Below are 25,514 nucleotides of genomic sequence, written 5' to 3'. Positions count from 1 at the left end.
CGGAGTAGTCTCCCTGGTCAGTTGTGCCGCGATTCAACACGACCGGGGCACCCGTCCGCCAGCGCCCGCCGACGCGCGCAGTCTCCCGTGCAGAACCGAGGCCGCATGTCGTCCACCACCCCGCCCGCCGGCCCCGTCGCGCCCTGGCGCGGTCGCCGCGTCGTCCTGCTCGGGGTCGTGCTGGTCGCGCTGAACCTGCGCATCGCCGTGGCGTCGGTGTCGCCGATCCTCGACCTGGTGCGCGCGGACGTGGCGCTGTCGCCCACCGAGGCGGGCCTGCTCGGCACGATCCCCGTGGCGTCGTTCGCGGCGTTCGGCTCGCTCACCCCGGTGCTCGCGCGCCGGGTCGGGCTGGAGCCGCTGCTGGTCGCGGCGATGCTGCTGTCGGTGACGGGCGAGGTCGTCCGGTCCACGTCGACGTCCGCCGCGGGGTTCCTCGGCTGGTCGGTGATCGCGCTCGCCGGCATGGGCATGGGCAACGTGCTGCTGCCGCCGGTGGTGAAGCGGTACTTCCCGGACCGGATCGGCGTGGTGACGTCGATCTACTCGGTGACGATGTCGTTCAGCACGGCGCTGCCCGCGCTGCTGGCGCTCCCGGTCGCCGAGCGGCTGGGCTGGCGGACCGCGCTGTCGGCGTGGGCCGTCGTCGGGGTGCTGGCGGCGGTGCCGTGGGTGGTGGTGGTCGTCCGGTCGGCCGCGGCGCGCACCCACCTGTCCGGCCTGCTGCGCCGGGCCCCCGCGACCACGCCGGCGCTGACCTCCCGGCACCGGTCGGGCGGCCGGGTGTGGCGCAGCCCCCTGGCGTGGGGCATGGCGATCACGTTCGCGATGAACTCGCTCGACTCCTACGTGATGTTCGCCTGGCTGCCGCAGATCCTGGTCGACGGCGGCACGTCGGCGCACGCCGCCGGGGTGTGGTTGTCGGTGTTCGCGATCCTCGGCCTGCCGGCGGCGCTGGTCGCGCCGATCGCCGCCTCCCGGATGCGGAACCCGATCGGGCTGGTCGTGGTGTTCGTGGCCTGCTGGGCGGTGTCGTACGTCGGCCTCCTGGTCGCCCCGGGCGGGCCGGTCTGGCTGTGGGTGCTGCTCGGCGGCATCGGGCCGGGCGCGTTCCCGGTGCTGCTGGCGCTGATCAACCTGCGCACCCGGACGTCGGCGGGCGCGGCCTCGCTGTCCGGGTTCACGCAGGGCGTCGGGTACGCGATCGCGGGGACCGGGCCGCTGCTGGTCGGCGCGCTGTACGACGCGACCGGGACGTGGACGGCGGCGCTGCTGTTCCTGCTCGGGACGCTGGTGGTGCTGCTGGGCGCGGCGACCGTCGCCTGCCGGCCGGTGATGCTGGAGGACACCTGGGGCCCGCGGCGGCCGCCGGGGGGCGCGGCCGACCCCGCCGCACCGCCCGCCTGACGGGTCCGGGCAGCCCCGCCGCGTCGCTACGCTTGTCCGGTGACCCCCGCTGAGCTCTCCGAGTCCCTGCGCGCCGCCCTCGCGGGCGCCGTCGCCGACGGGACCTTCGCCCTGGACGCCGCCGACCTGCCCGCCACCGTGCACGTGGAGCGACCCCGCCAGCGCGAGCACGGCGACTGGGCGACCAACGTCGCGCTGCAGCTGGCGAAGAAGGCCGGGACCAACCCCCGCGCCTTCGCCGAGGAGCTCGCGCGCCGGCTGGCGGACGCCCCGGGCGTCGCGAAGGTCGACGTGGCCGGGCCCGGCTTCCTCAACATCACGCTCGACGCCGCGGCGGCGGGCGAGCTGGCGCGCGCGGTCGTCGAGGCCGCCGGCGGGTACGGCCGCAACGAGACGCTGGCCGGCGAGAAGATCAACCTGGAGTTCGTCTCCGCCAACCCGACCGGCCCGATCCACATCGGCGGCGTCCGGTGGGCCGCGGTCGGCGACAGCCTGGCCCGGGTGCTCGAGGCGTCCGGCGCGGCCGTGACCCGCGAGTACTACTTCAACGACCACGGCGCGCAGATCGACCGGTTCGCCCGCTCGCTGCTGGCCCGCGCCAAGGGCGAGGACGCGCCGGAGGACGGCTACGGCGGCCAGTACATCTCCGACATCGCCGAGACCGTGATCGCCCAGGCCGTGGCGGCCGGCGAGCCCGACCCGCGCACGCTGCCGGACGCCGAGGCGCAGGAGGCGTTCCGCGCCCGCGGCGTCGACCTCATGTTCGGCGAGATCAAGACCGCGCTGCACGACTTCGGCGTCGACTTCGACGTGTACTTCCACGAGGACTCGCTGCACGAGAACGGCGCCGTCGACCGGGCCGTCGCGCGGCTGCGGGAGCTCGGCCACGTCTTCGAGTCCGACGGCGCGACCTGGCTGCGCACCACCGAGTTCGGCGACGACAAGGACCGCGTCATCGTCAAGTCCGACGGCGAGGCCGCGTACATCGCGGGCGACCTGGCGTACTACCTCGACAAGCGCGAGCGCGGCTTCGACCGGGCGATCATGATGCTCGGCGCCGACCACCACGGCTACGTCGGCCGGATGATGGCGGCGTGCGCCGCGTTCGGCGACGTCCCGGGGGTCAACCTCGAGATCCTCATCGGCCAGATGGTCAACCTGGTCAAGGACGGCCAGCCGGTCCGGATGAGCAAGCGCGCCGGCACGGTCGTCACGCTCGAGGACCTGGTCGACGCCGTGGGCGTGGACGCCGCGCGGTACTCGCTGGCGCGGTCGTCGACCGACTCCTCGATCGACCTGGACCTCGACCTGCTCACCCGGGCGACCAACGAGAACCCCGTCTACTACGTGCAGTACGCGCACGCCCGCACCTGCTCGGTGGGCCGCAACGCCGCCGACGCCGGGGTGCGCCGCGCGGACGGCTTCGACGCGTCGCTGCTCGACCACGCGACGGAGTCGGTGCTGCTCGGCAAGATCGCCGAGCTGCCGCGGATCGTCGCCCAGGCCGCGGAGCTGCGCGAGCCGCACCGCGTCGCCCGGTACCTGGAGGAGCTCGCCGGGGCGTACCACAAGTGGTACGACCAGCGCCGCGTCCTGCCGTTCGGCGACGAGGAGGTGTCCGACGTGCACCGCACCCGGCTGTGGCTGAACGACGCGACCCGCCAGGTGCTCGCGAACGGCCTGGCGCTGCTCGGCGTGAGCGCGCCGGAGCGCATGTGACCGGCGGCCCGACCGCCGCGCCGGCCCCGCTCGGCCTGCCCTGGCCCGCCTCCGCCGGCCGCGGCGCCGACGGGGCCGTGCGCGTCGCGGGGGTGGACCTGCGCGACCTGGCGGCCGAGCAGGGCACGCCCGCGTACGTGCTCGACGAGGCCGACTTCCGCGCGCGCGCCCGCGCGCTGCGGACCGCCTTCGAGTCCGCGTTCGCCGAGGTCGGCGCCGGCGTGGACGTCTACTACGCGGGCAAGGCGTTCCTCTCGGTCGCCGTCGCGCGCTGGGCGCACGAGGAGGGCCTGCGGGTCGACACCTCGACCGGCGGCGAGCTCGCCGTCGCCCTGCGGGCCGGCGTGCCGGGCGCGGACCTGGGCCTGCACGGCAACAACAAGTCGGACGCGGAGATCGCCCGGGCGCTCGACGCCGGGGTGGGGCGGATCATCGTCGACTCCCTCGGCGAGGTCGAGCGCGTGGCCGCGGCGGTCCGCGCGCGCGGCGCCGGCGCCGAGCCCGCGCCGATCATGGTGCGGGTCACCACCGGCGTGCACGCCGGCGGCCACGAGTACATCTCGACCGCGCACGAGGACCAGAAGTTCGGCCTGTCCGTCGCGACGCCCGCCGACGGCGGCGACAGCCCCGCGCTCACGGCGCTGCAGCTCGTGCTCCGGCACCCGGAGCTGCGGCTGCTGGGCATCCACTCGCACATCGGCTCGCAGATCCTCGACCCCGCGGGGTTCGCGGTCGCGGCGCAGTCGGTGCTGGGGCTGCGGGCCGAGCTGGCGGGACGCACCGGGTACCTGGTGCCGGAGGTCGACCTCGGCGGCGGGTTCGGCATCGCCTACCTGCCCGGCGAGGTCCCGCTGGACGTCGACCGGATCGCGAAAAAGATCGCCGCCGCCGTCGACGCCACCTGCGCCGCGCTCGGCACGCCGCTGCCGCGGCTGTCGTTCGAGCCGGGCCGGGCGATCGTCGGCCCCACCACGCTGACGCTGTACACCGTCGGGACCGTGAAGCCGGTGTCGCTCGACGAGGGCCGGTCGCGCCTGTACGTCTCCGTGGACGGCGGGATGAGCGACAACATCCGGCCCGCGCTGTACGGCGCGCACTACCACGCGGCGGTCGTGTCCCGGGAGGGCGCCGCGGAGACGGTGCTCGCGCGGGTGGTCGGCAAGCACTGCGAGAGCGGCGACATCGTCGTGCACGAGGTGCAGCTGCCGGCGGACGTCGCGGCCGGCGACCTGCTCGCGGTCGCGGCCTCCGGGGCCTACGGGCGGTCGATGGCGTCGAACTACAACCACGTGCCGCGGCCGCCGGTGGTCGCCGTGCGCGACGGGGCGACCCGGGTGCTGGTGCGGCGCGAGACCGAGGACGACCTGCTGGCGCTCGACCTGGGCTGAGCCCGCCGCGGGGCCGGCGGCTGCGTAGGTGGCTCGGCCCCGGTTGAGTGGGCGCCGCCGCCGATAGCTTCTGCTATCGGAGGTGGTGAGGATGGTCGACGGGGACCTGACCCAGGACCAGGACGGGACGGCGGCGGTCGAGGCGGCGTTCACCGCGTACCTCGGCGCGGCGGCGGCGCGGGCCGACCGGCTGCGGGCCGAGGCGGCGCGCGGGCTCGTGCTCGCGGCGCGGCAGGCCGCGGACCTCGGGTGGAGCCAGCGGCGGATCGCGGGCGCGCTCGGGCGGAGCCAGCCGGAGGTGGCGCGGCTGCTGCGCCGGGTGGACGCGGTGCCGCCGACGGTGGACCTCGTGCCGCCGACGGCCGAGGTGGTGGTCGGCGGGGTGCCGGGGGACGGGCACGGCGGGGCGCCGCCGGATGCCGCGGGCTCGGGTGCCGTGGCATCGGGTGGGACGCAGCCGGAGACGATGCTCAACCGCGTGCTCGGCCGGCAGCGGGACGCGATCGTCGCGGCGGCAGCCGAGCACGGCATGTCGAACGTCCGGGTGTTCGGGTCGGTCGCGCGCGGTGAGGACGGGCCGGAGTCGGACGTGGACCTGCTGGTCGACCTGGCGCCCGGCGTCAGCCTGTTCGACCTCGGTCGCGTGCAGGTCGAGCTGGAGCAGATCCTGGAGCGGCCGGTGGACGTGGTGCCGGCCCGCATGCTCAAGCCCCGGGTCGCCGCCACGGTCGAGGCCGTTGCGCTGTGAGGCGCACACCGGAGGACCTCGTCGTCGAGGCCGTCGAGCACGTGGACGCCGTGCGCGCGCACGTCGACCGTCTCGGTCTGGACGACCCCGCGGGCTTCGACGCCGCGTGCCTGCGCCTCGCGGCGGCGATCGACTGCCTCGCCGGCCTGCCGGTGGGGCTGCGCGACGAGATCTGCGGCGGCGACTGGGCGTCCGTCCGCTCCACCCGCAACCGGATCGTCCACGGGTACTTCGCCGTCGAGTCCGAGGTGGTCCGCGAGGCCGTCGTCCGCGACCTCGATCCGTTGCGCGCCCGGCTCGTGGCCGTGGTGGAGGTCGTCGAGGGGACCGCGTGACGCATCCGGACCGACCGCCGGCGGATCGCCTGACGCACCCGGCCGCAACCGCCGGCCGGACCGTCGCGCCCACGGTGTGGATACCCGGCCGCCCGCGGAGGGCGCGCCCCTATCCTGTGGTCCGGTCGGGCGCCGCTGCGCCGGACCCCACCCCAGCAGGCCCGGAGCAGACCGGGCGTGATCGGAAGGTGCACGCGGTGACCGCACGCGACGAGTCCGTCAGCCCCACCTCGCCCGCGCCCGGCGCGACCGGCCGCCCCGCGGTGCGCGTCGCGCTGCTCGGCTGCGGCGTCGTCGGCACGGAGGTCGTCCGGCTGCTCACGACGCAGGCGTCCGACCTGGCCGCGCGGGTCGGTGCGCCGCTCGAGCTCGTCGGGGTGGCCGTGCGCGACGTGGACGCGCCGCGCGACCCGGTCGTGGACCGCGCGCTGCTCACCGCCGACGCCGAGGCCCTCGTCGCGAAGGCCGACGTCGTGGTCGAGGTCGTCGGCGGCACCGAGCCGGCCCGCGGGCTGCTGCTCCGCGCGATCGAGCACGGCGCGGCCGTCGTCACCGCCAACAAGGCGCTGCTGGCCGAGGACGGCCCGACGCTCTACCAGGCCGCGGACGCCGCCGGGGTGGACCTGTACTTCGAGGCCGCGGTGGCCGGCGCGATCCCGCTGGTGCGCCCGGTTCGCGAGTCGCTGACCGGCGACCGCGTGCACCGCGTGCTCGGCATCGTGAACGGCACGACCAACTACGTGCTGGACCGGATGGCGACCGAGGGTCTCGACCTGGCGGACGCCGTGGCCGAGGCGCAGGCGCTGGGCTACGCGGAGGCCGACCCGACGGCGGACGTGGAGGGCTTCGACGCCGCCGCGAAGGCCGCGATCCTCGCCTCGCTCGCGTTCCACACCCGGGTGTCGATCGACGACGTCGACCGCCAGGGCATCATGCAGGTGACGGCGGACGACGTGGCCTGGGCCGCGCGCACCGGGCACGTCATCAAGCTGCTGGCGATCGCCGACCGCCGCGCGGCCGAGGACGGAGCCGAGGGCGTCCAGGTCCGGGTGCACCCCGCGCTGGTGCCGCTGACCCACCCGCTCGCGGGGGTGCGCGGCGCGTTCAACGCGGTGTTCGTCGAGGCCGAGGCCGCGGGCGAGCTCATGTTCTACGGGCGCGGCGCGGGCGGTGCCCCCACGGCGAGCGCGGTGCTCGGCGACGTGGTGTCGGCCGCGCGGCACCGGGTGCACGGCGGGCGCGGCCCGGCCGAGTCCTGGTACGCGGCGCTGCCGGTGCTGCCCGCGGAGTCGGCGCGGACCCGCTACCAGGTGCGGCTCGACGTCGACGACCGCCCGGGCGTGCTCGCGCACGTGTCCGCGGTGCTCGCCGAGCACGGGGTGTCGATCGAGGCCGTCCGGCAGTCGCCCGCCGACGCCGCGCCGCCCGCGACCGCCGCCGCGCCCGGCGACGCCGGCACCGGCGACGACGCCCCCGGCGTCGCCCGGCTGGTCATCACCACGCACGAGGCGCCGGAGGCCGCGCTGGCCGCCACCGTCGCCGCGATCCGCGACCTCGCCTCCGTGCGCGAGGTCGTCTCCGTCCTGCGAGTCGAGGGGTCCTGATGGCACACCAGTGGCGCGGCGTGATCCGCGAGTACGCCGACCGCCTGCCGGCGCACGTGCAGCAGCGCGTCGTCACGCTCGGCGAGGGCGGCACGCCGCTCGTCGAGGCCCCCGCGCTGTCGCGGCTCACCGGGGCCGAGGTGTTCGTCAAGGTCGAGGGCATGAACCCGACCGGCTCGTTCAAGGACCGCGGCATGACGACCGCGATGTCCGCCGCCGCGGGCCGCGGCGCGAAGGCCGTCGTGTGCGCCTCCACCGGCAACACCTCCGCGTCCGCCGCCGCGTACGCGACCGCCGCGGGCATGGTCTGCGCGGTGCTGGTGCCGGACGGCAAGATCGCGATGGGCAAGCTCAGCCAGGCGGTCGCGCACGGTGCGACGCTGCTGCAGGTCGACGGCAACTTCGACGACTGCCTGATCGCGGCGCGCAAGCTCGCCGAGGCGTACCCGGTCGAGCTGGTGAACTCGGTGAACCCGGACCGCATCGAGGGCCAGAAGACCGGCGCGTTCGAGATCGTCGACGCGCTGGGTGACGCCCCGGACATCCACGCGCTGCCCGTCGGCAACGCGGGCAACATCACCGCGTACTGGAAGGGCTTCCGCGAGTACGCGGGCCTGGACGCCGGCGCGGACCTCGACCCGGTCGCCACGCACACGCCCGCGATGTGGGGGTTCCAGGCCGCCGGCGCCGCGCCGATCGTGCACGGCTACCCGATCACCGAGCCCGAGACGATCGCCACCGCGATCCGGATCGGCAACCCGGCGTCCTGGACGCAGGCCGAGGCGGCCCGCGACCTGTCCGGCGGGCTGATCGAGGCGGTGACGGACGACGAGATCCTGCACGCGCACCGCGTGCTGTCCTCGCAGGTCGGCGTGTTCGTCGAGCCGGCGTCGGCCGCGGGCGTCGCGGGCATCCTGCGCCTCGCCCAGGAGGGCCGCGTGCCCGCCGGGGCGCGCGTCGTCGTGACGGTCACCGGCCACGGCCTCAAGGACCCGCAGTGGGCGCTGCGCACGGCGGACGGCACGGAGGTCGAGACCACGCGGGTGCGCCCCGACGTGGTGGAGATCGCCGCCGCGCTCGGCCTCGGCTGAGGCCCGCCGTGCGACTGGGTGCCGACCGGGCGCGGGTGCGCGTCCCGGCGACGAGCGCGAACCTCGGCCCGGGCTTCGACGCGCTGGGCCTCGCGCTCGCGCTGCACGACGAGGTCGAGGTGCGCGCGCTCGGCTCCGCCGACGTGGTGGTGGACGTCGTGGGGGAGGGCGCCGAGGAGGTGCCGTCCGGCGACGACCACCTCGTCGTCCGCGCGCTCCGGCACGCGCTCGACCACGTCGGGGCGCCGCAGACCGGCCTGCACCTGACCTGCCGCAACCGGATCCCGCACGGCCGCGGGCTCGGGTCGTCGGCGGGCGCGGTGGTCGCGGGGCTGCTCGCGGCGCGGGCGCTCGTCGCCGAGCCGGAGTCGCTGGACGACGACGTGGTGCTGCGGCTGGCGACGGAGCTCGAGGGGCACCCGGACAACGCGGCGCCGGCGCTGCTCGGCGGCGCGACGGTGGCCTGGTCCGAGGGCGCCGACGGTGCGGTGCGTGCGGCGCGGCTCGCCGTGCACCCCGACGTGGCGCCGGTCGCGGTCGTGCCGTCGAGCCGGCTGTCGACGTCGCACGCGCGCGGCGTGCTGCCCGCGCAGGTCCCGCACGGCGACGCCGCGTACCAGGCGGGCCGCGCGGCGCTGCTGGTCGAGGCGCTGGGGCGCCGCCCGGACCTGCTGCTCCCGGCCACCGAGGACCGGCTGCACCAGGGCTACCGGCGCCCGGTGATGGCGGAGAGCCTGGCCCTCGTCGACGCGCTGCGCGCGCGGGGCGCCGCGGCGGTCGTGTCGGGGGCGGGCCCGACGGTGCTCGTGCTCGCGCGCGCGGCCGGCGGACCCGGCGCGGACGGTGCCCGGCCGACCGACGCGGACGACGCGCTCCAGCAGGTGTTCGGCGGGGTGATGGGCGGCTGGCGCATCGTGCCGCTCGCGATCGACACCGCGGGCGCGGAGGCCCGGAGACTGCCCTGATCGACGCGCCCCCGGTGGTATGATCGAGCCGTTCCCCGGGCCTCGTCCTGACATCCGCTCAGCCATTTTCCGGTGCAGCGTCGCTCAGGAGATCCGAGCCCGGGAGCGATCCAGCCCACGCGAGTCGACGCGATCGGCGCGACCCGTGCGGCTTCACCGACGCGCCGGCCCCGAGATCGGGCCGGACGCGGACCGCGCGCCCCGACCGTGGGCGGCGGTCCCCGACGAGGGGGAAGGGTCCTTCGTGACAGACACCATCGAGCCGGCCGTGAGCAGCGCCTCCGGTGGCTCCGCCCGTGGTGGCGCCGTGTCCGCCATGCGCATGCCGGAGCTCCAGGCCCTGGCGGCCGAGCTCGGCGTGACCGGGACCTCCCGGATGCGCAAGAGCGACCTGGTCGACGCCATCCAGGCCAAGCGCTCCGGCGGCGGCGAGCGCCCCGCCGGGCGCACCCGCCGCGCGGCGACGCGCGACGCGGGCCGGCCCGACGCCGCGCCGGCCGCCGAGACCGCCGCCGAGACCGCCGCCCCGGCCGCCGAGGCCGGCGCCGAGAGCGCGCCCCGCGGCCAGCGCCGCCGGGCCGTGCGCCCCGAGGCCACCGCGGCCGAGGTGACCGCACCGGCCGCCGAGGCCCCCGCGGACGGCCGCGGCCGCACCGTCGACGTGCTCGCCGGGCTCGAGGCCGTCGAGCGCTCGCTCGACTCCCGCCAGCAGGCGGACGACCGCGCCGCCCGCGCGGCCGACGCCGTCGGCACCGTCACCGGGGAGCGCCGCTCCCGCCGCGCGGGCCGCGGCGCCGGTGCGCCGACCGTCGACGTGACGCTGCCCGAGGGGCCGACCTCCGCGGGCGACCGCGGCGAGCGCGGCGACCGGGCCGAGCGCGGTGACCGCCGCGAGCCGGCCGAGGGCCAGCGCCAGCGCCAGCAGCAGCCGCAGGACCAGCCGCGCCAGGCGGGCCAGAACCCGGCCGAGCAGGCGCAGGACGGTCAGGACGACGACGAGCGCGGCGGCCGCCGCCGGCGCTCGCGCGACCGGTACCGCGACCGCGACGGCCGCAAGCGCGGCCGCGGCCAGCGCGGCGGCGTCGGCGACCTGCCCTACGAGGAGGTCGAGATCGCCGAGGACGACGTGCTCGTCCCGGTCGCGGGCATCCTCGACGTGCTGGACTCGTACGCGTTCGTCCGCACCAGCGGCTACCTGCCCGGCCCGAACGACGTGTACCTGCCGCTCGCGCAGGTCCGCAAGGCCGGCCTGCGCCGCGGCGACGCCATCACCGGTGCCGTCCGCGCGCCCCGCGAGGGCGAGCCGCAGGGCCAGGGGCAGGGCGGCGCGGGCCGGCCGAACAAGGCCAACGCGCTCGTGCGGCTGGACACGGTGAACGGGATGGCGCCCGAGCAGGCGCGCACCCGCCCCGAGTTCACCAAGCTGACCCCGCTGTACCCGCAGGACCGGCTGCGCCTCGAGAACGAGACGAACCACCTGACGCCGCGGGTCATCGACATCGTCGCCCCGATCGGCAAGGGCCAGCGCGGCCTCATCGTCGCCCCGCCCAAGGCCGGCAAGACGATCATCATGCAGCAGATCGCGAACGCGATCACCGCGAACAACCCCGAGGTCCACCTCATGGTCGTGCTCGTCGACGAGCGCCCCGAGGAGGTCACCGACATGGAGCGGACCGTGAAGGGCGAGGTCATCGCCTCGACCTTCGACCGCCCCGCCTCGGACCACACGATGGTCGCGGAGCTCGCGATCGAGCGCGCCAAGCGCCTGGTCGAGCTCGGTCAGGACGTCGTGGTGCTGCTCGACTCGCTCACCCGCCTGTCCCGCGCGTACAACCTGGCGGCCCCGGCCTCCGGGCGGATCCTCTCGGGCGGCGTGGACGCGTCGGCGCTCTACCCGCCGAAGCGGTTCTTCGGCGCCGCGCGCAACATCGAGCACGGCGGCTCGCTGACGATCCTCGCCTCCGCGCTGGTCGAGACCGGCTCCAAGATGGACGAGGTCATCTTCGAGGAGTTCAAGGGCACCGGGAACATGGAGCTCCGGCTCTCCCGGTCGCTCGCGGACAAGCGGATCTTCCCGGCGGTGGACGTCAACGCGTCCGGCACCCGCCGCGAGGAGATCCTCATCGCCCCGGACGAGCTCAAGATCATCTGGAAGCTCCGCCGCGTCATGGGCGCGCTGGACCAGCAGCAGGCCATCGAGCTGCTGCTCGGCAAGCTCCGCGACACCAAGAGCAACGTCGAGTTCCTGCTCCAGGTCCAGAAGACGACCCCGGCGCAGAACGGCCACGGCCACGGCCACCACGACGAGGCGCAGAACCGCGCGATCGTCTGACGAGGTCCCCCACGACGGGGCGGCACCCCTCCCGGGGCGCCGCCCCGTCGTGCGTCCGCCCGGGACGTACCCGCCGAGATGGCAACTCTCGGCTGTGCGCGGGCGCCTCGGGACAGCCGAGAGTTGCCATCTCGGCGAGGGGGCGCGCGGGCGGCGAGGGGGCGCGCGGGCGGCGAGGGGGCGCGGGGGAGCGCGGCGTGAGAGCGCGCAGGGCGCGCAGCGCCGGGGCGCGGGTCAGGGCGCGCAGCGCCGGGGCGCGGGTCAGCGCGGGGCGCGGGCCCCGGCGCGGCGGGCGGCGATCGCCGCCTCGTACCAGGCCAGGGTCTGGGCGGTGATCTCGCCCGCGTCGAACCGCTGCGCCGCCGCGCGCTGCGGGGCCCGCGCCGCCGCCCGCCCCGCCGGGTCGTCGACCCAGCGCGCCAGCGTGCGCGCGAACGCCGCGGTGTCCCGCGGGTCGACGAGCTGGTCCTCGAGGCCCGCCATCGGCGTGCGGTAGCCGGGGTTGTCGCCCGCGAGGACGACGCCGCCGGCGTCCGCCAGCGCCTCGACCACGGACATGCCGAAGCTCTCGCCGCCGGTCGACGGCAGGGCGACGACGTCCGCGCCGGCCAGCAGGGCCGCCTTGTCCTCCTCGGCGACGAAGCCGGGGAAGTCGACCCGGTCGGCGATCCCCGCGGCGCGGGCGCGCTCGCGCAGCTCGTCGAGCAGCGGGCCGCGGCCGGCGAGCGTCAGCGTCCAGGGGCGGGTGGCCGGCATCGCGGCGGCGGCGGCCAGCAGCTCGCGCGGACCCTTGCGCTCGACGAGCCGGCCGAGGAACACGATCCGCACGGGCCGGTCGTCGCCGGTGGCGGGCACGCGGGAGGCCGCCGGGGAGCCCGCCGGAGCGCCCGCAGGGGCGCCGTCCGGCCCGGCCGCCGGCGCGCCCAGCTCCACCGGCCCCCCGATGACCGGCACGTCCCGCCCGTAGGCCTCCCGCACGGACTCCCGCGCCGCCTCGGACAGCGCGGTGATCGCGTCGAACCGCCGCAGCCGCCGGCGCTCCGCGAGCCCCAGCGCCCGGATGCCCCAGCGGGTCAGCCGGTCCTGCGGGTAGATGACGAACTGCCCGACGACGGCGGTGCGCGGCGACGCCGCCGACACCACCCGCCCGGCGAGCAGCGGGCTGTACGGCATGGTCACGTGCAGGACGTCGAACGGGACCTCGGCGAGCAGCCGGCGGACGTCGGCGCGCCGCGCGGGCAGCGGGCTGCGCAGCCGGTTGCCGTTGAACCGCACGGACACCGTGCGGCCGAGCACGTGCAGGTGCGGCAGGTCGGTGCGCTCCGTGGTGGAGGTGATGTAGTGCACCTCGTGCCCGAGCGCGGTGAGCCGGCGGCCGAGGGTCAGCACGATCTGCTGCACCCCGTCCGGCTTGTCGAGACCGTCGTCGATCACCAGGCCGATGCGGAGCACGGTGCCCATCGTAGGGGCGGGTCAGGCGGGCTCGTGCACCCCGTCGGCGCTGAGGGTCCGGTCGCCGCAGGTGATCGCCCGGGCGGTCTCCCGCGCGGCGTCGGTGCCGGCGGCGACCTGGTCGGACGTCCCGGCGGACGCGGTGGTCCCGTCGACGCGGATCAGGGTGCGCGTGACCGTGTCGTCGACCAGGTTCAGCCCGACGAGGTCGAGGGTGCCGTCGCCGTCCAGGTCCACGCAGCCGACGCCGGTGCCCTGGCCGGCGAAGCCCTGGTCGAACTGCCACGGCTCGCCGCGGGTGTCGGTCGCGGCGACGAGCTCGCAGTCCTGCACGACCAGCAGGTCGGCGACGCGGTTGTCCGAGACGAGGACCATGGCGGGCTCGGCGGGGTCGGGCCGGAGCGCGAACGCGGTGGCCCCCGCGGGGCCGGCGAGGTCGACCGGGTGGGTCAGCGTGGCGCCGGCGGCGGTGGAGACGCCCACGGTGCGGGTGCCGCCGTCGTCGGCGAGCCACAGCCGGTCGGGCACGCCGTCGCCGTCCAGGTCGATGGTGTCGACGGTCGCGGCGGTGGCCGGCGCGAGGCCACCGGTCCCGGTGCAGCCCGCGGCGGCGGGCGCGCTCGGCCGCGGCGTGCCGGTCGGGGACGGGGCGGCCGACGCCGAGGCGGATGCCGGGGCGGACGCGGTCGGGGGAGCGGCGGACGCGTCGTCGTCGGCCCCGGCGCTGCACGCGGACAGCAGCAGGGCGGCGGCGGCCAGGGCGGACAGGGTCAGCGGGGCGCGTCGGGTGCTCATCGCCCTCGACGCTAGGACGGCGCGGCCCCGATCGCGACCGGCGGGAAGATTTCCGCCCCGCCCGCTGTTCTGGCAGACTGTCCCGTCGGTCTGCGGTTCACGTGCGCGGCTCGCGCGCACGACCCGGAGGCCCTACCCGAGGAGAACACCTGTGAAGACTGACATCCACCCCGAGTACGTGGTGACCCAGGTGACCTGCACCTGTGGCAACACGTTCACCACGCGCTCCACCGAGACCTCCGGCGAGATCCGCGCCGACGTCTGCAGCGCCTGCCACCCGTTCTACACGGGCAAGCAGAAGATCCTCGACACCGGTGGCCGCGTGGCCCGGTTCGAGGCGCGCTACGGCAAGCGCCCGGCGAACTAGCCGTCCTGACGCCGGTGCGCGGCGGTCCCCCGAGGGCCGCCGGGCACCGGCGTCTTCGCATGTCCGGGGCCGGTGCGGTCCCGGCTCCGCGTGCGACCGGCGACGCCCCCGCGCCGCGGCGCCCCGCCCCCAGGAGACCCCCCGCGATGACCGACCCGTTCGCGGCCGCCCGCCCGCTGCTCGACGAGCACGCGCGGATCGAGCAGCAGCTCGCCGACCCGGCGGTGCACGCCGACCAGGCGCTCGCGCGCACCCTCGGCCGGCGGTACGCCGAGCTGGGCCGGGTCGCGCAGGCGCACGGCGCCTGGCGGGCCGCCGCCGACGACCTGGCGGACGCGCGCGAGCTCGCGCAGGAGGACGAGGCGTTCGCCGCGGAGCTCCCGTCCCTCGCCGAGGCCGAGGAGCACGCGGCGAAGAAGCTGCGCCGGGTGCTGGTCCCGCGCGACCCCGACGACGCCCGCGACGTGATCCTGGAGATCAAGGCCGGCGAGGGCGGCGAGGAGTCGGCGCTGTTCGCCGGCGACCTGCTGCGGATGTACCTGCGGTACGCCGAGCGGCGGGGCTGGAGGGCCGAGACGCTCGAGTCCACCGAGTCGGACCTGGGCGGCTACAAGGACGTGCAGGTCGCGATCAAGGCCCGCGGCGCGGTCACCGACCCCGCGGACGGCGTCTGGGCGAGCCTGAAGTACGAGGGCGGCGTGCACCGCGTCCAGCGCGTGCCGGTCACCGAGTCCCAGGGCCGGATCCACACCTCGGCCGCGGGCGTGCTCGTGTTCCCCGAGGTGGAGGACGAGGGCGAGGTCGAGATCGACCCGAACGAGCTGCGGATCGACGTGTACCGGTCGTCGGGCCCCGGCGGGCAGTCGGTCAACACGACGGACTCGGCGGTGCGGATCACCCACCTGCCGACCGGCATCGTGGTGTCGATGCAGAACGAGAAGTCGCAGCTGCAGAACCGCGAGCAGGCCATGCGCGTGCTGCGCGCCCGGCTGCTGGCCGCGCGCCAGGAGGAGGCCGCCGCGGCGGCGAGCGAGGCCCGCCGGTCGCAGGTGCGCACGGTGGACCGCTCGGAGCGGATCCGGACGTACAACTTCCCGGAGAACCGGATCGCCGACCACCGCACGGGGTACAAGGCGTACAACCTGGACGCCGTGCTCGACGGCGACCTGCAGCCGGTCGTGCAGTCGGCGGTCGACGCGGACGAGGCCGCCCGGCTGGCCGCCGCGGGGGAGCGGTGACCGCCCCCGGCGCCCCCGCGCAGGCGCCCGGCGCCCCCACCATGCGCGCCCTGGTCGAGGCCGCCACCCGCGTGCTGGCCGAGGCCGGCGTGGGCTCGCCCCGGCACGACGCGACCGCGCTCGCCGCGCACGCGCTGGGCCTGCCGCGCCTCGACCTCGTGCTGGCCCCGCCGGTGCCGGACGGGTTCACCGAGGAGTTCGCCGGGCTGGTCGACCGCCGCCGGCGCCGCGAGCCGCTGCAGCACATCGTCGGCTCGACGGTGTTCCGCTACCTGACCCTCGCCGTCCGGCCCGGGGTGTTCGTGCCGCGGCCCGAGACCGAGACGGTCGCGCAGGTCGGGATCGACGAGGCGGCGCGGATCGCCACCGAGGGCCGGTCGCCGGTCGTCGTGGACCTGTGCTGCGGCGCGGGGGGCATCGCGCTGTCGCTGGCGACCGAGGTGCCCGAGGCGCGGGTGGCCGCGGTCGACGCGTCCCCGGCCGCCGTGGCGCTGACCCGGGGCAACGGCGAGCGGGTCGGCGCGGGGGAGGTCCGGGTCGAGCTCGGCGACGTCCGCGACGCCGCCCTGCTGGCGGACCTCGACGGCACGGTCGACGTCGTCGTGTCGAACCCGCCGTACATCCCGCCGGACGCGGTCCCGGTCGACCCGGAGGTCCGCGACCACGACCCCGACCTCGCGCTGTACGGGGGCGGGACCGACGGCCTGGAGGTGCCGCGCGCGGTGCTGGCCGCCGCGGCCCGGCTGCTGGTGCCCGGCGGGCTGCTGGTCATGGAGCACGCGGAGGTGCAGGACGCGGCGGCGCGCGCGGCCGCGGAGGCCACCGGGGCGTTCGAGGCCGTGGAGTCGCGCCCGGACCTCACGGGCCGGCCCCGGATGCTGGTCGCCCGCCGCCGGGCCGGCGCTCCCGGGACCGCCCCCGCGGGCGAGCCGCGTCCGCACGCCCAGCCGGTCGTGGGAGACTCGCAGCCGTGACTGCCGACGCCGTGCTCGACGCCACCGACCCCGCGACCTGGGGCCCGGCCCTCGACGCCGCCGTGCACACGGTCTCGCGCGGCGGGCTCGTCGTGCTGCCGACGGACACGGTCTACGGCATCGGCGCGGACGCGTTCACGCCGCCCGCGGTCAACGCCCTGCTGGCCGCGAAGGGCCGCGGCCGCCAGATGCCCCCGCCGGTGCTGATGCCGGACGCCCGGACGATGGACGGCCTGGCCATGGGCGTGCCCGCCGCGGCGCGCGACCTCGCCGAGGCCTTCTGGCCCGGCGGCCTCACGATCATCCTGGTGGCCCAGCCCTCGCTGGCCTGGGACCTGGGGGAGACCCACGGCACCGTCGCGCTGCGCGTGCCGGACCACCCCGTCGCGCTGGCGCTGCTGGGCCGCACCGGCCCGATGGCGGTGTCCAGCGCGAACCGCACCGGCCAGCCGTCGGCGCTCGAGGTCGGCGAGGCCTACGAGCAGCTGGGCGACCGCGTGCAGACCTACCTGGACGGCGGCCGCACCCCGGGCCAGGTCGCCTCGACGATCGTCGACGCCACCGGGGACGAGCTCCGCGTCGTCCGGCAGGGCGCCATCTCCCTGGAGCGCCTCCGCGAGGTCGCCCCCGTCGTGGCGGGTGACCCCGGCCGGTGAGGGCGTACCTCCTGCTCCTGCTGATCGCCGCGGCGGCGACCTACGTGCTGACGCCGCTGGCGCGGTGGTGCGCGCTCCGCTGGGGCGCGATCACGGCCGTGCGGAGCAGGGACGTGCACTCCATCCCGACGCCGCGGCTCGGCGGCCTGGCGATGTGGGCCGGGATCATGGTCGGCCTCGTCATGGCGAGCCAGCTGCCGTTCCTGGCGGACGTCTTCGACCGGCCGGAGCCGGTGATCGGCATCGCCGCCGCGGCGACGATCGTGTGCGCGCTGGGCGTCGCGGACGACATCTGGGACCTGGACTGGATGACGAAGCTGGTCGGGCAGGTGCTCGCCGCGTTCGTCATGGCGTCGATGGGCGTGCAGCTCTACCAGCTGCCGATCGACGGGGTCGTCGTGGGCTCGGACCGGATCTGGCTGGGCCTCACCGTGCTCGTGGTCGTCGTCGCGATGAACGCGGTGAACTTCGTCGACGGCCTGGACGGGCTCGCCGCCGGGCTGATCGCGATCGGCGGCGCCGGGTTCTTCCTCTACTCGTACGTGCTCACCCGCGACGCGAGCCCCGGCGACTACTCCAACCTGGCCACGCTCGTCGTGGCGCTGCTGGTGGGGGCGTGCGTGGGCTTCCTGCCGCACAACTTCAACCCGGCCCGGATCTTCATGGGCGACTCGGGCTCGATGCTCATCGGCCTGGTGATCGCCGCGGCCGGCATCCAGGTGACCGGCCAGATCGACCCGGCCGTCGCCTCGACCCGGCAGTCGTTCCCCGCGTTCCTGCCGATCCTGCTGCCGCTGGCCGTGCTGCTGCTGCCGCTGCTGGACATGGGGCTCGCGGTGATCCGCCGGGTCGGGTCGGGCAGGTCGCCGTTCCACCCGGACCGGATGCACCTGCACCACCGGATGCTGGCGCTCGGCCACTCGCACCGGCGCGCGGTGATCATCCTGTACGTCTGGACCTTCGTGTTCACCGGCGCCGCGACCGCGCTCGTCTGGTTCTCCACCACCGCCGTGCTCGTCGGGCTGGCCGTCGGCGTGCTCGCCGCGCTCGCGCTGACCCTCGGCCCGCTGCGCGGGCGCAGCACGGCCGGCGGCGGCACCCCCGGCGGCGGGCCCGGCGTGCGCCCGCCCACCGGGCCCGAGCCCGCACCGGCGCCGCAGCCCGCCCCGCCGCCCGGCGCCGAGCACCGCGCCGCCGGCGCGCCCGGCCCGGCCCCCGCCCCCGCCCCCGCCCGGCACGCGGCCGACGCCCACCGCCGGGCCTGGCACGCCGCGCCGGCCGCCGGGCCCGCCGGCCACGCCGTCGCCGCCGGCCCCGCCGGCCCCGCGGCGCACCCCCTGACCCGCCTGACCGACGCCCTGCACGACGCCGACCCGAGGACGGACCGATGACCGACCCCACCGCCGAGCCGACCCCCCGCCCGGGGGACAGCCCCGAGGTGGCCGCCGTGTTCCGCCGCGCGCTGCGCGACATGATCTGGCTCGTCGTCGGCGTCACCGTCGTCGGCGTGCTGGTGGGCTGGCTCGTCGCCGGCCTGCCCGGGGTGTGGGGCGCGCTGATCGGCGCGGCCATCGCGCTGGTGTTCTCGGGGACCACGACGCTGTCGATGCTCAAGACCGACACCGCCGCCCCCGGCCGCATGATGGCCGTCATCATGGGCACCTGGCTGGGCAAGCTCGTGGTCGTGATCGTGGTGCTCGCGGTGCTGCGCGGCATGGACTTCTACGACCGGTACGTGCTGGCCGTCGTGGTCGCCGTGGCGGTCATCGGCTCCGCGCTCCTGGACTACCGCGCGGTGTCGCGGGGCAGGGTGCCTTACGTGTCACCTACAGGTGCTGGGTCCAAGGTCCCGAATGGGGACGAGCCGGACGGGTCCGGCCGTTCCGTAGGCTAGGCTTCCAGCCGAACCACCCACGACGGCCGGGTCCCGGCGCGGTGACCCGCACCTCGAGGCACCCGACGCCGCGAGCCTTCGACCTACAGGAGACTGCTCTGTCCAGCCTTGCGACGATCCTGCCGCTCGCTGCCGAAGGCGAGTCCGGGTTCCACAAGCCGTCGATCGCCGAGTTCTTCCCTCCCGCCATCTGGTTCGAGGGCACGATCTTCGAGATCAACCGCATCCAGGTCGTGCGCTTCGTCGCCGTCGCGGTGCTGCTGACCGTCATGGTCATCGCCGCGCGCCGGGCCCGCCTGGTCCCGCGCCGCGGCCAGAACATGGCCGAGATGCTGCTCGACTTCGTCCGGGTCAACGTCGCCCAGGACATCCTCGGCAAGGAGAAGGCGCCCAAGTACGTCGCGCTCCTGACGACGATCTTCTTCGCGATCTTCGCCTTCAACATCACGGGCGTCATCCCGTTCCTCAACATCGCGGGCACCTCGCTGATCGGCCTGCCGGTCATGCTGGCCCTCTGGGTCTACGTGATGTACATCGGCGCGGGCGTCAAGGCGCACGGCGTGGGCGGCTTCCTCAAGAGCAGCCTGTTCCCCCCGGGCGTGCCGTGGCCGCTGTACGTGCTGCTGACGCCGGTGGAGTTCCTGCAGGTCTTCGTCCTGCGGCCCGTCACGCTGGCGATCCGGCTCATGGCCAACATGGTCGCCGGGCACCTCATGCTGGTGCTCTGCTTCTCGGCCACCCAGTTCCTGCTGTTCGAGGCGAGCGGCGGCCTCAAGCCGTTCGGCGCGCTGACCCTCGCCGGCGGCTTCGCGATCACCCTGTTCGAGGTGTTCGTCGCCGCGCTGCAGGCCTACATCTTCGTCGTCCTGACGGCCGTGTACCTCAGCCAGTCGGTCGAGGACGAGCACTGACCTGATCTGACCAGCACCACCCCACGAGGGCCGCGACGGGCCCTCGTCACCACACGACCGCCGGTCGACCGGCCGGCGGCCAAACGGAAGGAACGAGCACAGCGTGTCTCTTCTCGCGGACCCCAGCGTCATCCTTGCGGCCGAGAACGCCATCTCGGGCAACATCGCGACCGTGGGCTACGGCCTCGCGGTTCTCGGCCCGGGCATCGGCCTCGGCATCCTGATCGGCAAGACCGTCGAGGGCATGGCGCGCCAGCCCGAGGTCGCCGGCCAGCTCCGGACCACCATGTTCATCGGTATCGGCTTCGTCGAGGTGCTCGGCCTCCTCGGCCTGATCACCGGCTTCCTCTTCTCGTGATCGCAGCCGCGCTCCCCGCGGCGAGCATCCTGGCCGCGGAGACCGAAGAGGTCGAGGGCTGGCGCCTGCTCATCCCCGCCGGCTACGACATCCTGTGGTCGTCGGTCGTGCTGATCGTGATCGGCGTCGTCTTCTACAAGCTCGTGCTGCCGAAGTTCCAGGCGGTGCTCGACGAGCGGACCGAGAAGATCGAGGGCGGCCTCGCCAAGGCCGCCAGCGCCCAGGAGGAGGCTGCCGCCGCCAAGGCGGAGTACGAGCAGCAGCTCCAGGACGCCCGCGCCGAGGCGGCGCGCATCCGCGAGGACGCGCGCTCCGAGGCCGGCCAGATCGTCGCCGAGGCGCGCGAGAAGGCCACCGCCGAGCAGGCGCGGATCGCCGAGACGGCCCAGCGCCAGATCGAGGCCGAGCGCCAGCAGGCCGCCGTGTCGCTCCGTGCGGACGTCGGCTCCCTGGCCACCGAGCTCGCGTCGAAGATCGTCGGCGAGTCGCTCGCGGACGAGGCGCGTCGCTCGCGCGTCGTCGAGCGGTTCCTGGACGAGCTGGACGCGCAGACCACCGCCACCGCGGGTAAGGGGAACTGATGCGAGGGACGAGCCGGGCGTCGCTGGCCGCCGCGGAGGGCCGGTTCGAGCCGGTGCTGCGGGCGGCCGGCGCCGAGGGGCTGCTGCTCGGAGAGCAGCTGTTCGCGCTGGTCGACGCGCTGGACTCGTCCGGCTCGCTGCGGCGCACCCTCACCGACCCGTCGGCCGCCGGCGAGGCCAAGGCCGCGCTCGCGACCCGGCTGCTGGCCGGCGCCGACCCCCGCGTGGCCGAGGCCGCGCAGGGGCTGGTGCGGGCGCGGTGGTCCGAGGAGGGCGACCTCGCCGACGCCGCCGAGCAGCTGGCCTTCTCGGCCGTGCTCGCGTCGGCCGAGGCCGACGGCACCATCGAGCAGGTCCAGGAGGAGCTGTTCCGGCTCGGCCGGGCGCTCGCCGGGCAGCGCGAGGTGCGCCGCCGGCTGTACGACGACACGCTGCACGCGCAGGCGCGCGGCGAGCTCGTCGACCGCCTGACGGCCGGGACCGGTGCGACGGCGACCCGCGTGCTCGCGCGCCGGGCGGCCGTGGCGCCGCGCGGCCGCCGGTACGTCGCGACCCTCGGGCACCTCGGCGACCTGATCGCCGAGCGCCGGAGCCGCACGGTCGCCACGGTCACCACCGCGGCCGACCTGGGTCCCGCCCAGCGGGCCCGGCTCGCGGAGATCCTCGGCCGCGCCTACGGGCGCGAGATCCAGGTGCAGGTCCTCGTGGACCCGCACGTCCTGGGCGGCCTGCGCGTGCAGGTCGGCCCCGAGGTGATCGACGCGACCGTGCTCGCACGGCTGGCGGACGCACGCCGACGACTTGCCAGCTGACCGGGCCCGACGGCCCGACCCGACCACCCACGTGGGAGCGCACGCCGCGGGCGTGCTGCACGACAGGAGAGATGCCATGAGCGAGCTGCAGATCCGGCCGGAGGACATCCGCGCCGCGCTGGACAGCTTCGTCACGACGTACGAGCCCACCGGCGCCGCCGCCGAGGAGGTCGGGCGGGTCACCCTGGCCGGCGACGGGATCGCCCGGGTCGAGGGCCTGCCGGGCGCGATGGCCAACGAGCTGCTCCGGTTCGAGGACGGCACGCTGGGCCTCGCGCTCAACCTGGACGTCCGCGAGATCGGCGTCATCGTCCTCGGCGAGTTCACCGGCATCGAGGAGGGTCAGGAGGTCCGCCGCACGGGCGAGGTCCTGTCCGTCCCGGTCGGCGACGCCTTCCTCGGCCGCGTGGTCGACCCGCTGGGTCAGCCGATCGACGGCCTCGGCGAGATCGTCTCCGAGGGCCGCCGCGCGCTCGAGCTCCAGGCCCCGGGCGTCATGGCCCGCAAGTCGGTGCACGAGCCGCTGCAGACCGGCATCAAGGCGATCGACTCGATGATCCCGATCGGCCGCGGCCAGCGGCAGCTCGTCATCGGCGACCGCCAGACCGGCAAGACGGCGATCGCGATCGACACGATCCTCAACCAGAAGGCCAACTGGGAGTCGGGCGACCCGGAGCAGCAGGTCCGCTGCATCTACGTCGCCATCGGCCAGAAGGGCTCTACGATCGCGGCCGTGCGCGGCGCGCTCGAGGAGGCCGGCGCCCTGGAGTACACGACGATCGTCGCGGCCCCGGCGTCCGACCCGGCCGGCTTCAAGTACCTGGCGCCCTACACCGGCTCGGCCATCGGCCAGCACTGGATGTACGGCGGCAAGCACGTCCTCATCGTGTTCGACGACCTGTCGAAGCAGGCCGAGGCGTACCGCGCCGTGTCCCTGCTGCTGCGCCGCCCGCCGGGCCGCGAGGCGTACCCGGGCGACGTGTTCTACCTGCACTCCCGCCTGCTGGAGCGTTGCGCGAAGCTGTCCGACGAGCTCGGCGGCGGCTCGATGACCGGTCTGCCGTTCATCGAGACCAAGGCCAACGACGTCTCGGCGTACATCCCGACCAACGTCATCTCCATCACGGACGGCCAGATCTTCCTGCAGTCCGACCTGTTCAACGCCGACCAGCGCCCCGCCGTCGACGTCGGCATCTCGGTGTCCCGCGTCGGTGGTGCCGCGCAGGTCAAGGCGATGAAGCAGGTCTCGGGAACGCTGAAGCTCGACCTGGCGCAGTACCGGTCGCTCGAGGCGTTCGCGATGTTCGCGTCCGACCTGGACGCCGCGTCCCGCGCGCAGCTGACCCGTGGCGCCCGCCTGATGGAGCTGCTCAAGCAGCCCCAGTACTCGCCGTTCCCGGTCGAGGAGCAGGTGGCGTCGATCTGGGCCGGCACCAAGGGCAAGCTGGACGACGTGCCGGTCGAGGACGTCCGCCGGTTCGAGTCCGAGCTGCTGGACCACCTCCGCCGCAACACGGACGTGCTCAGCACGATCGCGGGCACGGGCAAGCTCGGCGACGACCTGGAGGCCAAGCTCGCCTCCGCCGTCGACGAGTTCCGCCACGGCTTCCTCAAGGGCGACGGCACGCCGCTGGTCGGCGCCGAGCAGCCCGAGGACGAGACCCCGGTCGAGCAGGAGCAGATCGTCCGGCAGAAGAAGGCCTGACGCATGGCCGGACAGCAGCGGATCTACCGTCAGCGGATCAGGTCGACCCAGTCGCTGAAGAAGATGTTCCGCGCCCAGGAGCTGATCGCGGCGTCGCGGATCGGCCGCGCCCGGGACCGGATGGCGTCGGCGTCGCCGTACGCCCGCGCCATCACCCGGGCGGTCTCCGCCGTCGCGACGCACTCGGACGTCACGCACCCGCTGCTCGCGGAGCGCGACGACACCAACCGCGTCGCCGTGCTGCTCATCGCCTCGGACCGCGGCATGGCGGGCGCCTACTCGGCGTCCGTCATCCGCGAGACCGAGCGGCTGATCGAGCGGCTCGAGGGCGAGGGCAAGGAGGTCGCGCTCTACATCAGCGGCCGCCGCGCGGAGTCCTACTACCGGTTCCGGCAGCGTGAGCTGGCGGCCGTGTGGACCGGGCAGTCCGACGCCCCGACGTCCGAGCTGGCCGAGGAGATCGCGAGCACGCTGCTCGAGGCCTTCGACTCCGCCCCGGCCGACGGCGGCGTGGGGGAGCTGCACATCGTGTCGACGCAGTTCGTCAACATGGTGAGCCAGCGCCCGCAGGTCATCCGGATGCTCCCGCTCGAGGTCGTCGAGGGCGTCGCCCCCGCCGGCGAGCACGAGGCGCTCCCGCTGTACGACTTCGAGCCCGACGCGGCCGAGGTGCTGGACGCGCTGCTCCCGCGGTACGTGCGCACCCGGATCTTCGCCTGCCTGCTGCAGGCGGCGGCGTCCGAGCTCGCTGCGAGGCAGCGCGCGATGCACACCGCGACGGAGAACGCCGAGGACCTCATCCGCACGTACACGCGGCTGGCGAACCAGGCCCGCCAGGCCGAGATCACCCAGGAGATCAGCGAGATCGTGTCGGGCGCCGACGCGCTCGCCTCCTGAACCGCCCGACCGCACGACCCGAACCAGCCCGCCGGACACCGGCGGACGACCGAAGGCAGGCAGACATGACCGCGACCACCGTCGACGCGAAGGACACCACGGCCACGCCCGGCGTGGGCCGCGTCGCCCGTGTGATCGGGCCCGTCGTGGACATCGAGTTCCCCGCGGACCAGATCCCCGACATCTACAACGCGCTGACCGTCCACATCGACCTGTCCTCGCAGGGCGAGGGCGAGGAGTCCGGCGGGTTCACGATGACGCTCGAGGTCGCGCAGCACCTCGGCGACTCGCTGGTGCGGGCCATCGCGCTGAAGCCGACCGACGGCCTCGTGCGCGGCGCCCAGGTCACCGACACCGGCGCGCCGATCTCGGTGCCCGTCGGCGACGTCACCAAGGGCCACGTGTTCAACGTGACCGGCGAGGTGCTCAACCTCGGCGAGGGCGAGAAGCTCGAGATCACCGAGCGCTGGCCGATCCACCGCAAGGCCCCGGCCTTCGACCAGCTCGAGTCGAAGACCCAGATGTTCGAGACCGGCATCAAGGTCATCGACCTGCTCACCCCGTACGTCCAGGGCGGCAAGATCGGCCTGTTCGGCGGCGCGGGCGTCGGCAAGACCGTCCTCATCCAGGAGATGATCCAGCGCGTCGCGCAGGACCACGGCGGCGTGTCCGTGTTCGCCGGCGTCGGCGAGCGCACCCGCGAGGGCAACGACCTCATCGTCGAGATGGAGGAGGCGGGCGTCTTCGACAAGACCGCCCTCGTCTTCGGCCAGATGGACGAGCCGCCGGGCACCCGGCTGCGCGTCGCCCTGTCGGCGCTGACGATGGCGGAGTACTTCCGCGACGTCGCCAAGCAGGACGTGCTGCTGTTCATCGACAACATCTTCCGGTTCACGCAGGCCGGCTCCGAGGTGTCGACGCTGCTCGGGCGCATGCCGTCCGCGGTGGGCTACCAGCCGAACCTCGCGGACGAGATGGGCCTCCTGCAGGAGCGCATCACCTCGACCCGCGGCCACTCGATCACCTCGCTGCAGGCGATCTACGTGCCGGCGGACGACTACACCGACCCGGCCCCGGCCACGACGTTCGCGCACCTCGACGCGACGACGGAGCTCTCCCGCGAGATCGCGTCCCGCGGTCTGTACCCGGCGGTGGACCCGCTGGCGTCGACCTCGCGCATCCTCGACCCGCGCTACGTGGGCCAGGAGCACTACGACGTCGCCACCCGCGTGAAGTCGATCCTGCAGCGCAACAAGGAGCTCCAGGACATCATCGCGATCCTCGG

Annotated in this window: 24 protein-coding genes; 22 read left to right on the top strand and 2 right to left on the bottom strand. The window is 75.3% G+C overall.

Annotated elements, in window-relative coordinates; translation table 11 throughout:
• The first annotated feature begins 105 nt into the window (after positions 1–105).
• The 9 genes from VER05_RS12840 to rho all read left to right on the top strand — a co-directional run bounded on the left by VER05_RS12840 (position 106) and on the right by rho (position 11,589).
• Positions 106–1,407 carry an MFS transporter gene (locus tag VER05_RS12840; protein ID WP_324845730.1) on the top strand — a complete coding sequence of 434 codons (1,302 nt, stop codon included), beginning with the start codon at positions 106–108 and terminating at the stop codon, positions 1,405–1,407.
• Positions 1,408–1,446: 39 nt separating this feature from the next.
• Positions 1,447–3,126 carry an arginine--tRNA ligase gene (gene argS, locus VER05_RS12835; RefSeq protein ID WP_324845729.1) on the top strand — a complete coding sequence of 560 codons (1,680 nt, stop codon included), beginning with the start codon at positions 1,447–1,449 and terminating at the stop codon, positions 3,124–3,126.
• Positions 3,123–4,514, top strand: a complete 1,392-nt coding sequence (lysA, locus tag VER05_RS12830; RefSeq protein ID WP_324845728.1) for a diaminopimelate decarboxylase — start codon at positions 3,123–3,125, stop codon at positions 4,512–4,514. Before argS ends, lysA begins: the two co-directional genes overlap by 4 nt.
• A gap of 91 nt (positions 4,515–4,605) precedes the next feature.
• The gene (locus tag VER05_RS12825) at positions 4,606–5,262 is read left to right on the top strand and encodes a nucleotidyltransferase family protein (RefSeq protein WP_324845727.1); all 657 of its coding nucleotides are present in this window, start codon (positions 4,606–4,608) and stop codon (positions 5,260–5,262) included.
• Positions 5,259–5,597: a HepT-like ribonuclease domain-containing protein gene (locus tag VER05_RS12820; protein ID WP_324845726.1), complete on the top strand. Its 339-nt coding sequence runs from the start codon at positions 5,259–5,261 to the stop codon at positions 5,595–5,597. Before VER05_RS12825 ends, VER05_RS12820 begins: the two co-directional genes overlap by 4 nt.
• Before the next feature lie 197 nt (positions 5,598–5,794).
• Positions 5,795–7,201: a homoserine dehydrogenase gene (locus tag VER05_RS12815; protein ID WP_414647623.1), complete on the top strand. Its 1,407-nt coding sequence runs from the start codon at positions 5,795–5,797 to the stop codon at positions 7,199–7,201.
• Complete coding sequence (gene thrC, locus VER05_RS12810) at positions 7,201–8,292, top strand: threonine synthase (RefSeq protein ID WP_324845725.1); 1,092 nt, start codon at positions 7,201–7,203, stop codon at positions 8,290–8,292. Before VER05_RS12815 ends, thrC begins: the two co-directional genes overlap by 1 nt.
• 8 nt (positions 8,293–8,300) lie before the next feature.
• Positions 8,301–9,257 carry a homoserine kinase gene (gene thrB, locus VER05_RS12805; RefSeq protein ID WP_324845724.1) on the top strand — a complete coding sequence of 319 codons (957 nt, stop codon included), beginning with the start codon at positions 8,301–8,303 and terminating at the stop codon, positions 9,255–9,257.
• A 244-nt stretch (positions 9,258–9,501) separates the two neighbouring features.
• Positions 9,502–11,589, top strand: coding sequence for a transcription termination factor Rho (rho, locus tag VER05_RS12800; RefSeq protein ID WP_324845723.1), 2,088 nt, complete (start codon positions 9,502–9,504; stop codon positions 11,587–11,589).
• 261 nt (positions 11,590–11,850) lie between these two features.
• Here rho and VER05_RS12795 read toward each other — a convergent pair whose 3' ends face one another.
• Positions 11,851–13,050, bottom strand: a complete 1,200-nt coding sequence (locus tag VER05_RS12795) for a glycosyltransferase family 4 protein (RefSeq protein WP_324845722.1) — start codon at positions 13,048–13,050, stop codon at positions 11,851–11,853.
• Between the two features lie 12 nt (positions 13,051–13,062).
• Positions 13,063–13,836, bottom strand: a complete 774-nt coding sequence (locus tag VER05_RS12790) for a hypothetical protein (protein ID WP_324845721.1) — start codon at positions 13,834–13,836, stop codon at positions 13,063–13,065.
• A gap of 151 nt (positions 13,837–13,987) precedes the next feature.
• On the opposite strand from VER05_RS12790, the gene rpmE reads away from it, so the two are divergent.
• The 13 genes from rpmE to atpD all read left to right on the top strand — a co-directional run.
• Positions 13,988–14,203 (top strand): 50S ribosomal protein L31, encoded by a 216-nt coding sequence (rpmE, locus tag VER05_RS12785; RefSeq protein ID WP_147795949.1) that lies wholly within the window; start codon positions 13,988–13,990, stop codon positions 14,201–14,203.
• Between the two features lie 146 nt (positions 14,204–14,349).
• A complete protein-coding gene (gene prfA, locus VER05_RS12780) occupies positions 14,350–15,441 on the top strand; it encodes a peptide chain release factor 1 (protein ID WP_324845720.1) in 1,092 nt (363 codons plus the stop codon).
• Between the two features lie 41 nt (positions 15,442–15,482).
• The gene (prmC, locus tag VER05_RS12775; protein ID WP_324845737.1) at positions 15,483–16,415 is read left to right on the top strand and encodes a peptide chain release factor N(5)-glutamine methyltransferase; all 933 of its coding nucleotides are present in this window, start codon (positions 15,483–15,485) and stop codon (positions 16,413–16,415) included.
• Positions 16,412–17,071, top strand: coding sequence for an L-threonylcarbamoyladenylate synthase (locus VER05_RS12770; protein WP_324845719.1), 660 nt, complete (start codon positions 16,412–16,414; stop codon positions 17,069–17,071). Before prmC ends, VER05_RS12770 begins: the two co-directional genes overlap by 4 nt.
• Positions 17,068–18,462 (top strand): MraY family glycosyltransferase, encoded by a 1,395-nt coding sequence (locus VER05_RS12765; RefSeq protein ID WP_324845718.1) that lies wholly within the window; start codon positions 17,068–17,070, stop codon positions 18,460–18,462. The genes VER05_RS12770 and VER05_RS12765 overlap by 4 nt, the downstream gene beginning before the upstream one ends.
• Positions 18,459–18,965 (top strand): hypothetical protein, encoded by a 507-nt coding sequence (locus VER05_RS12760; protein WP_324845717.1) that lies wholly within the window; start codon positions 18,459–18,461, stop codon positions 18,963–18,965. Before VER05_RS12765 ends, VER05_RS12760 begins: the two co-directional genes overlap by 4 nt.
• A gap of 41 nt (positions 18,966–19,006) precedes the next feature.
• Complete coding sequence (atpB, locus tag VER05_RS12755; RefSeq protein ID WP_414647622.1) at positions 19,007–19,876, top strand: F0F1 ATP synthase subunit A; 870 nt, start codon at positions 19,007–19,009, stop codon at positions 19,874–19,876.
• A gap of 103 nt (positions 19,877–19,979) precedes the next feature.
• Complete coding sequence (gene atpE / locus VER05_RS12750) at positions 19,980–20,234, top strand: ATP synthase F0 subunit C (protein ID WP_276509384.1); 255 nt, start codon at positions 19,980–19,982, stop codon at positions 20,232–20,234.
• On the top strand, positions 20,231–20,815 hold the full coding sequence (locus tag VER05_RS12745) for a F0F1 ATP synthase subunit B (RefSeq protein WP_324845716.1): 585 nt from the start codon (positions 20,231–20,233) through the stop codon (positions 20,813–20,815). The genes atpE and VER05_RS12745 overlap by 4 nt, the downstream gene beginning before the upstream one ends.
• Positions 20,815–21,627 carry a F0F1 ATP synthase subunit delta gene (locus VER05_RS12740; RefSeq protein WP_324845715.1) on the top strand — a complete coding sequence of 271 codons (813 nt, stop codon included), beginning with the start codon at positions 20,815–20,817 and terminating at the stop codon, positions 21,625–21,627. The genes VER05_RS12745 and VER05_RS12740 overlap by 1 nt, the downstream gene beginning before the upstream one ends.
• 76 nt (positions 21,628–21,703) lie before the next feature.
• Positions 21,704–23,332, top strand: a complete 1,629-nt coding sequence (atpA, locus tag VER05_RS12735) for a F0F1 ATP synthase subunit alpha (RefSeq protein ID WP_324845714.1) — start codon at positions 21,704–21,706, stop codon at positions 23,330–23,332.
• A 3-nt stretch (positions 23,333–23,335) separates the two neighbouring features.
• Positions 23,336–24,229: a F0F1 ATP synthase subunit gamma gene (locus tag VER05_RS12730; RefSeq protein ID WP_324845713.1), complete on the top strand. Its 894-nt coding sequence runs from the start codon at positions 23,336–23,338 to the stop codon at positions 24,227–24,229.
• Positions 24,230–24,294: 65 nt separating this feature from the next.
• Positions 24,295–25,514, top strand: a 1,220-nt coding sequence (gene atpD / locus VER05_RS12725; protein WP_324845712.1) for a F0F1 ATP synthase subunit beta, incomplete at its 3' end; no start/stop codon positions are given.

Source organism: Cellulomonas sp., assembly GCF_035634735.1.
In the GTDB taxonomy this organism is placed as follows: Bacteria; Actinomycetota; Actinomycetes; order Actinomycetales; family Cellulomonadaceae; genus Cellulomonas.
This window is presented reverse-complemented; position numbering and strand designations above follow the sequence as displayed.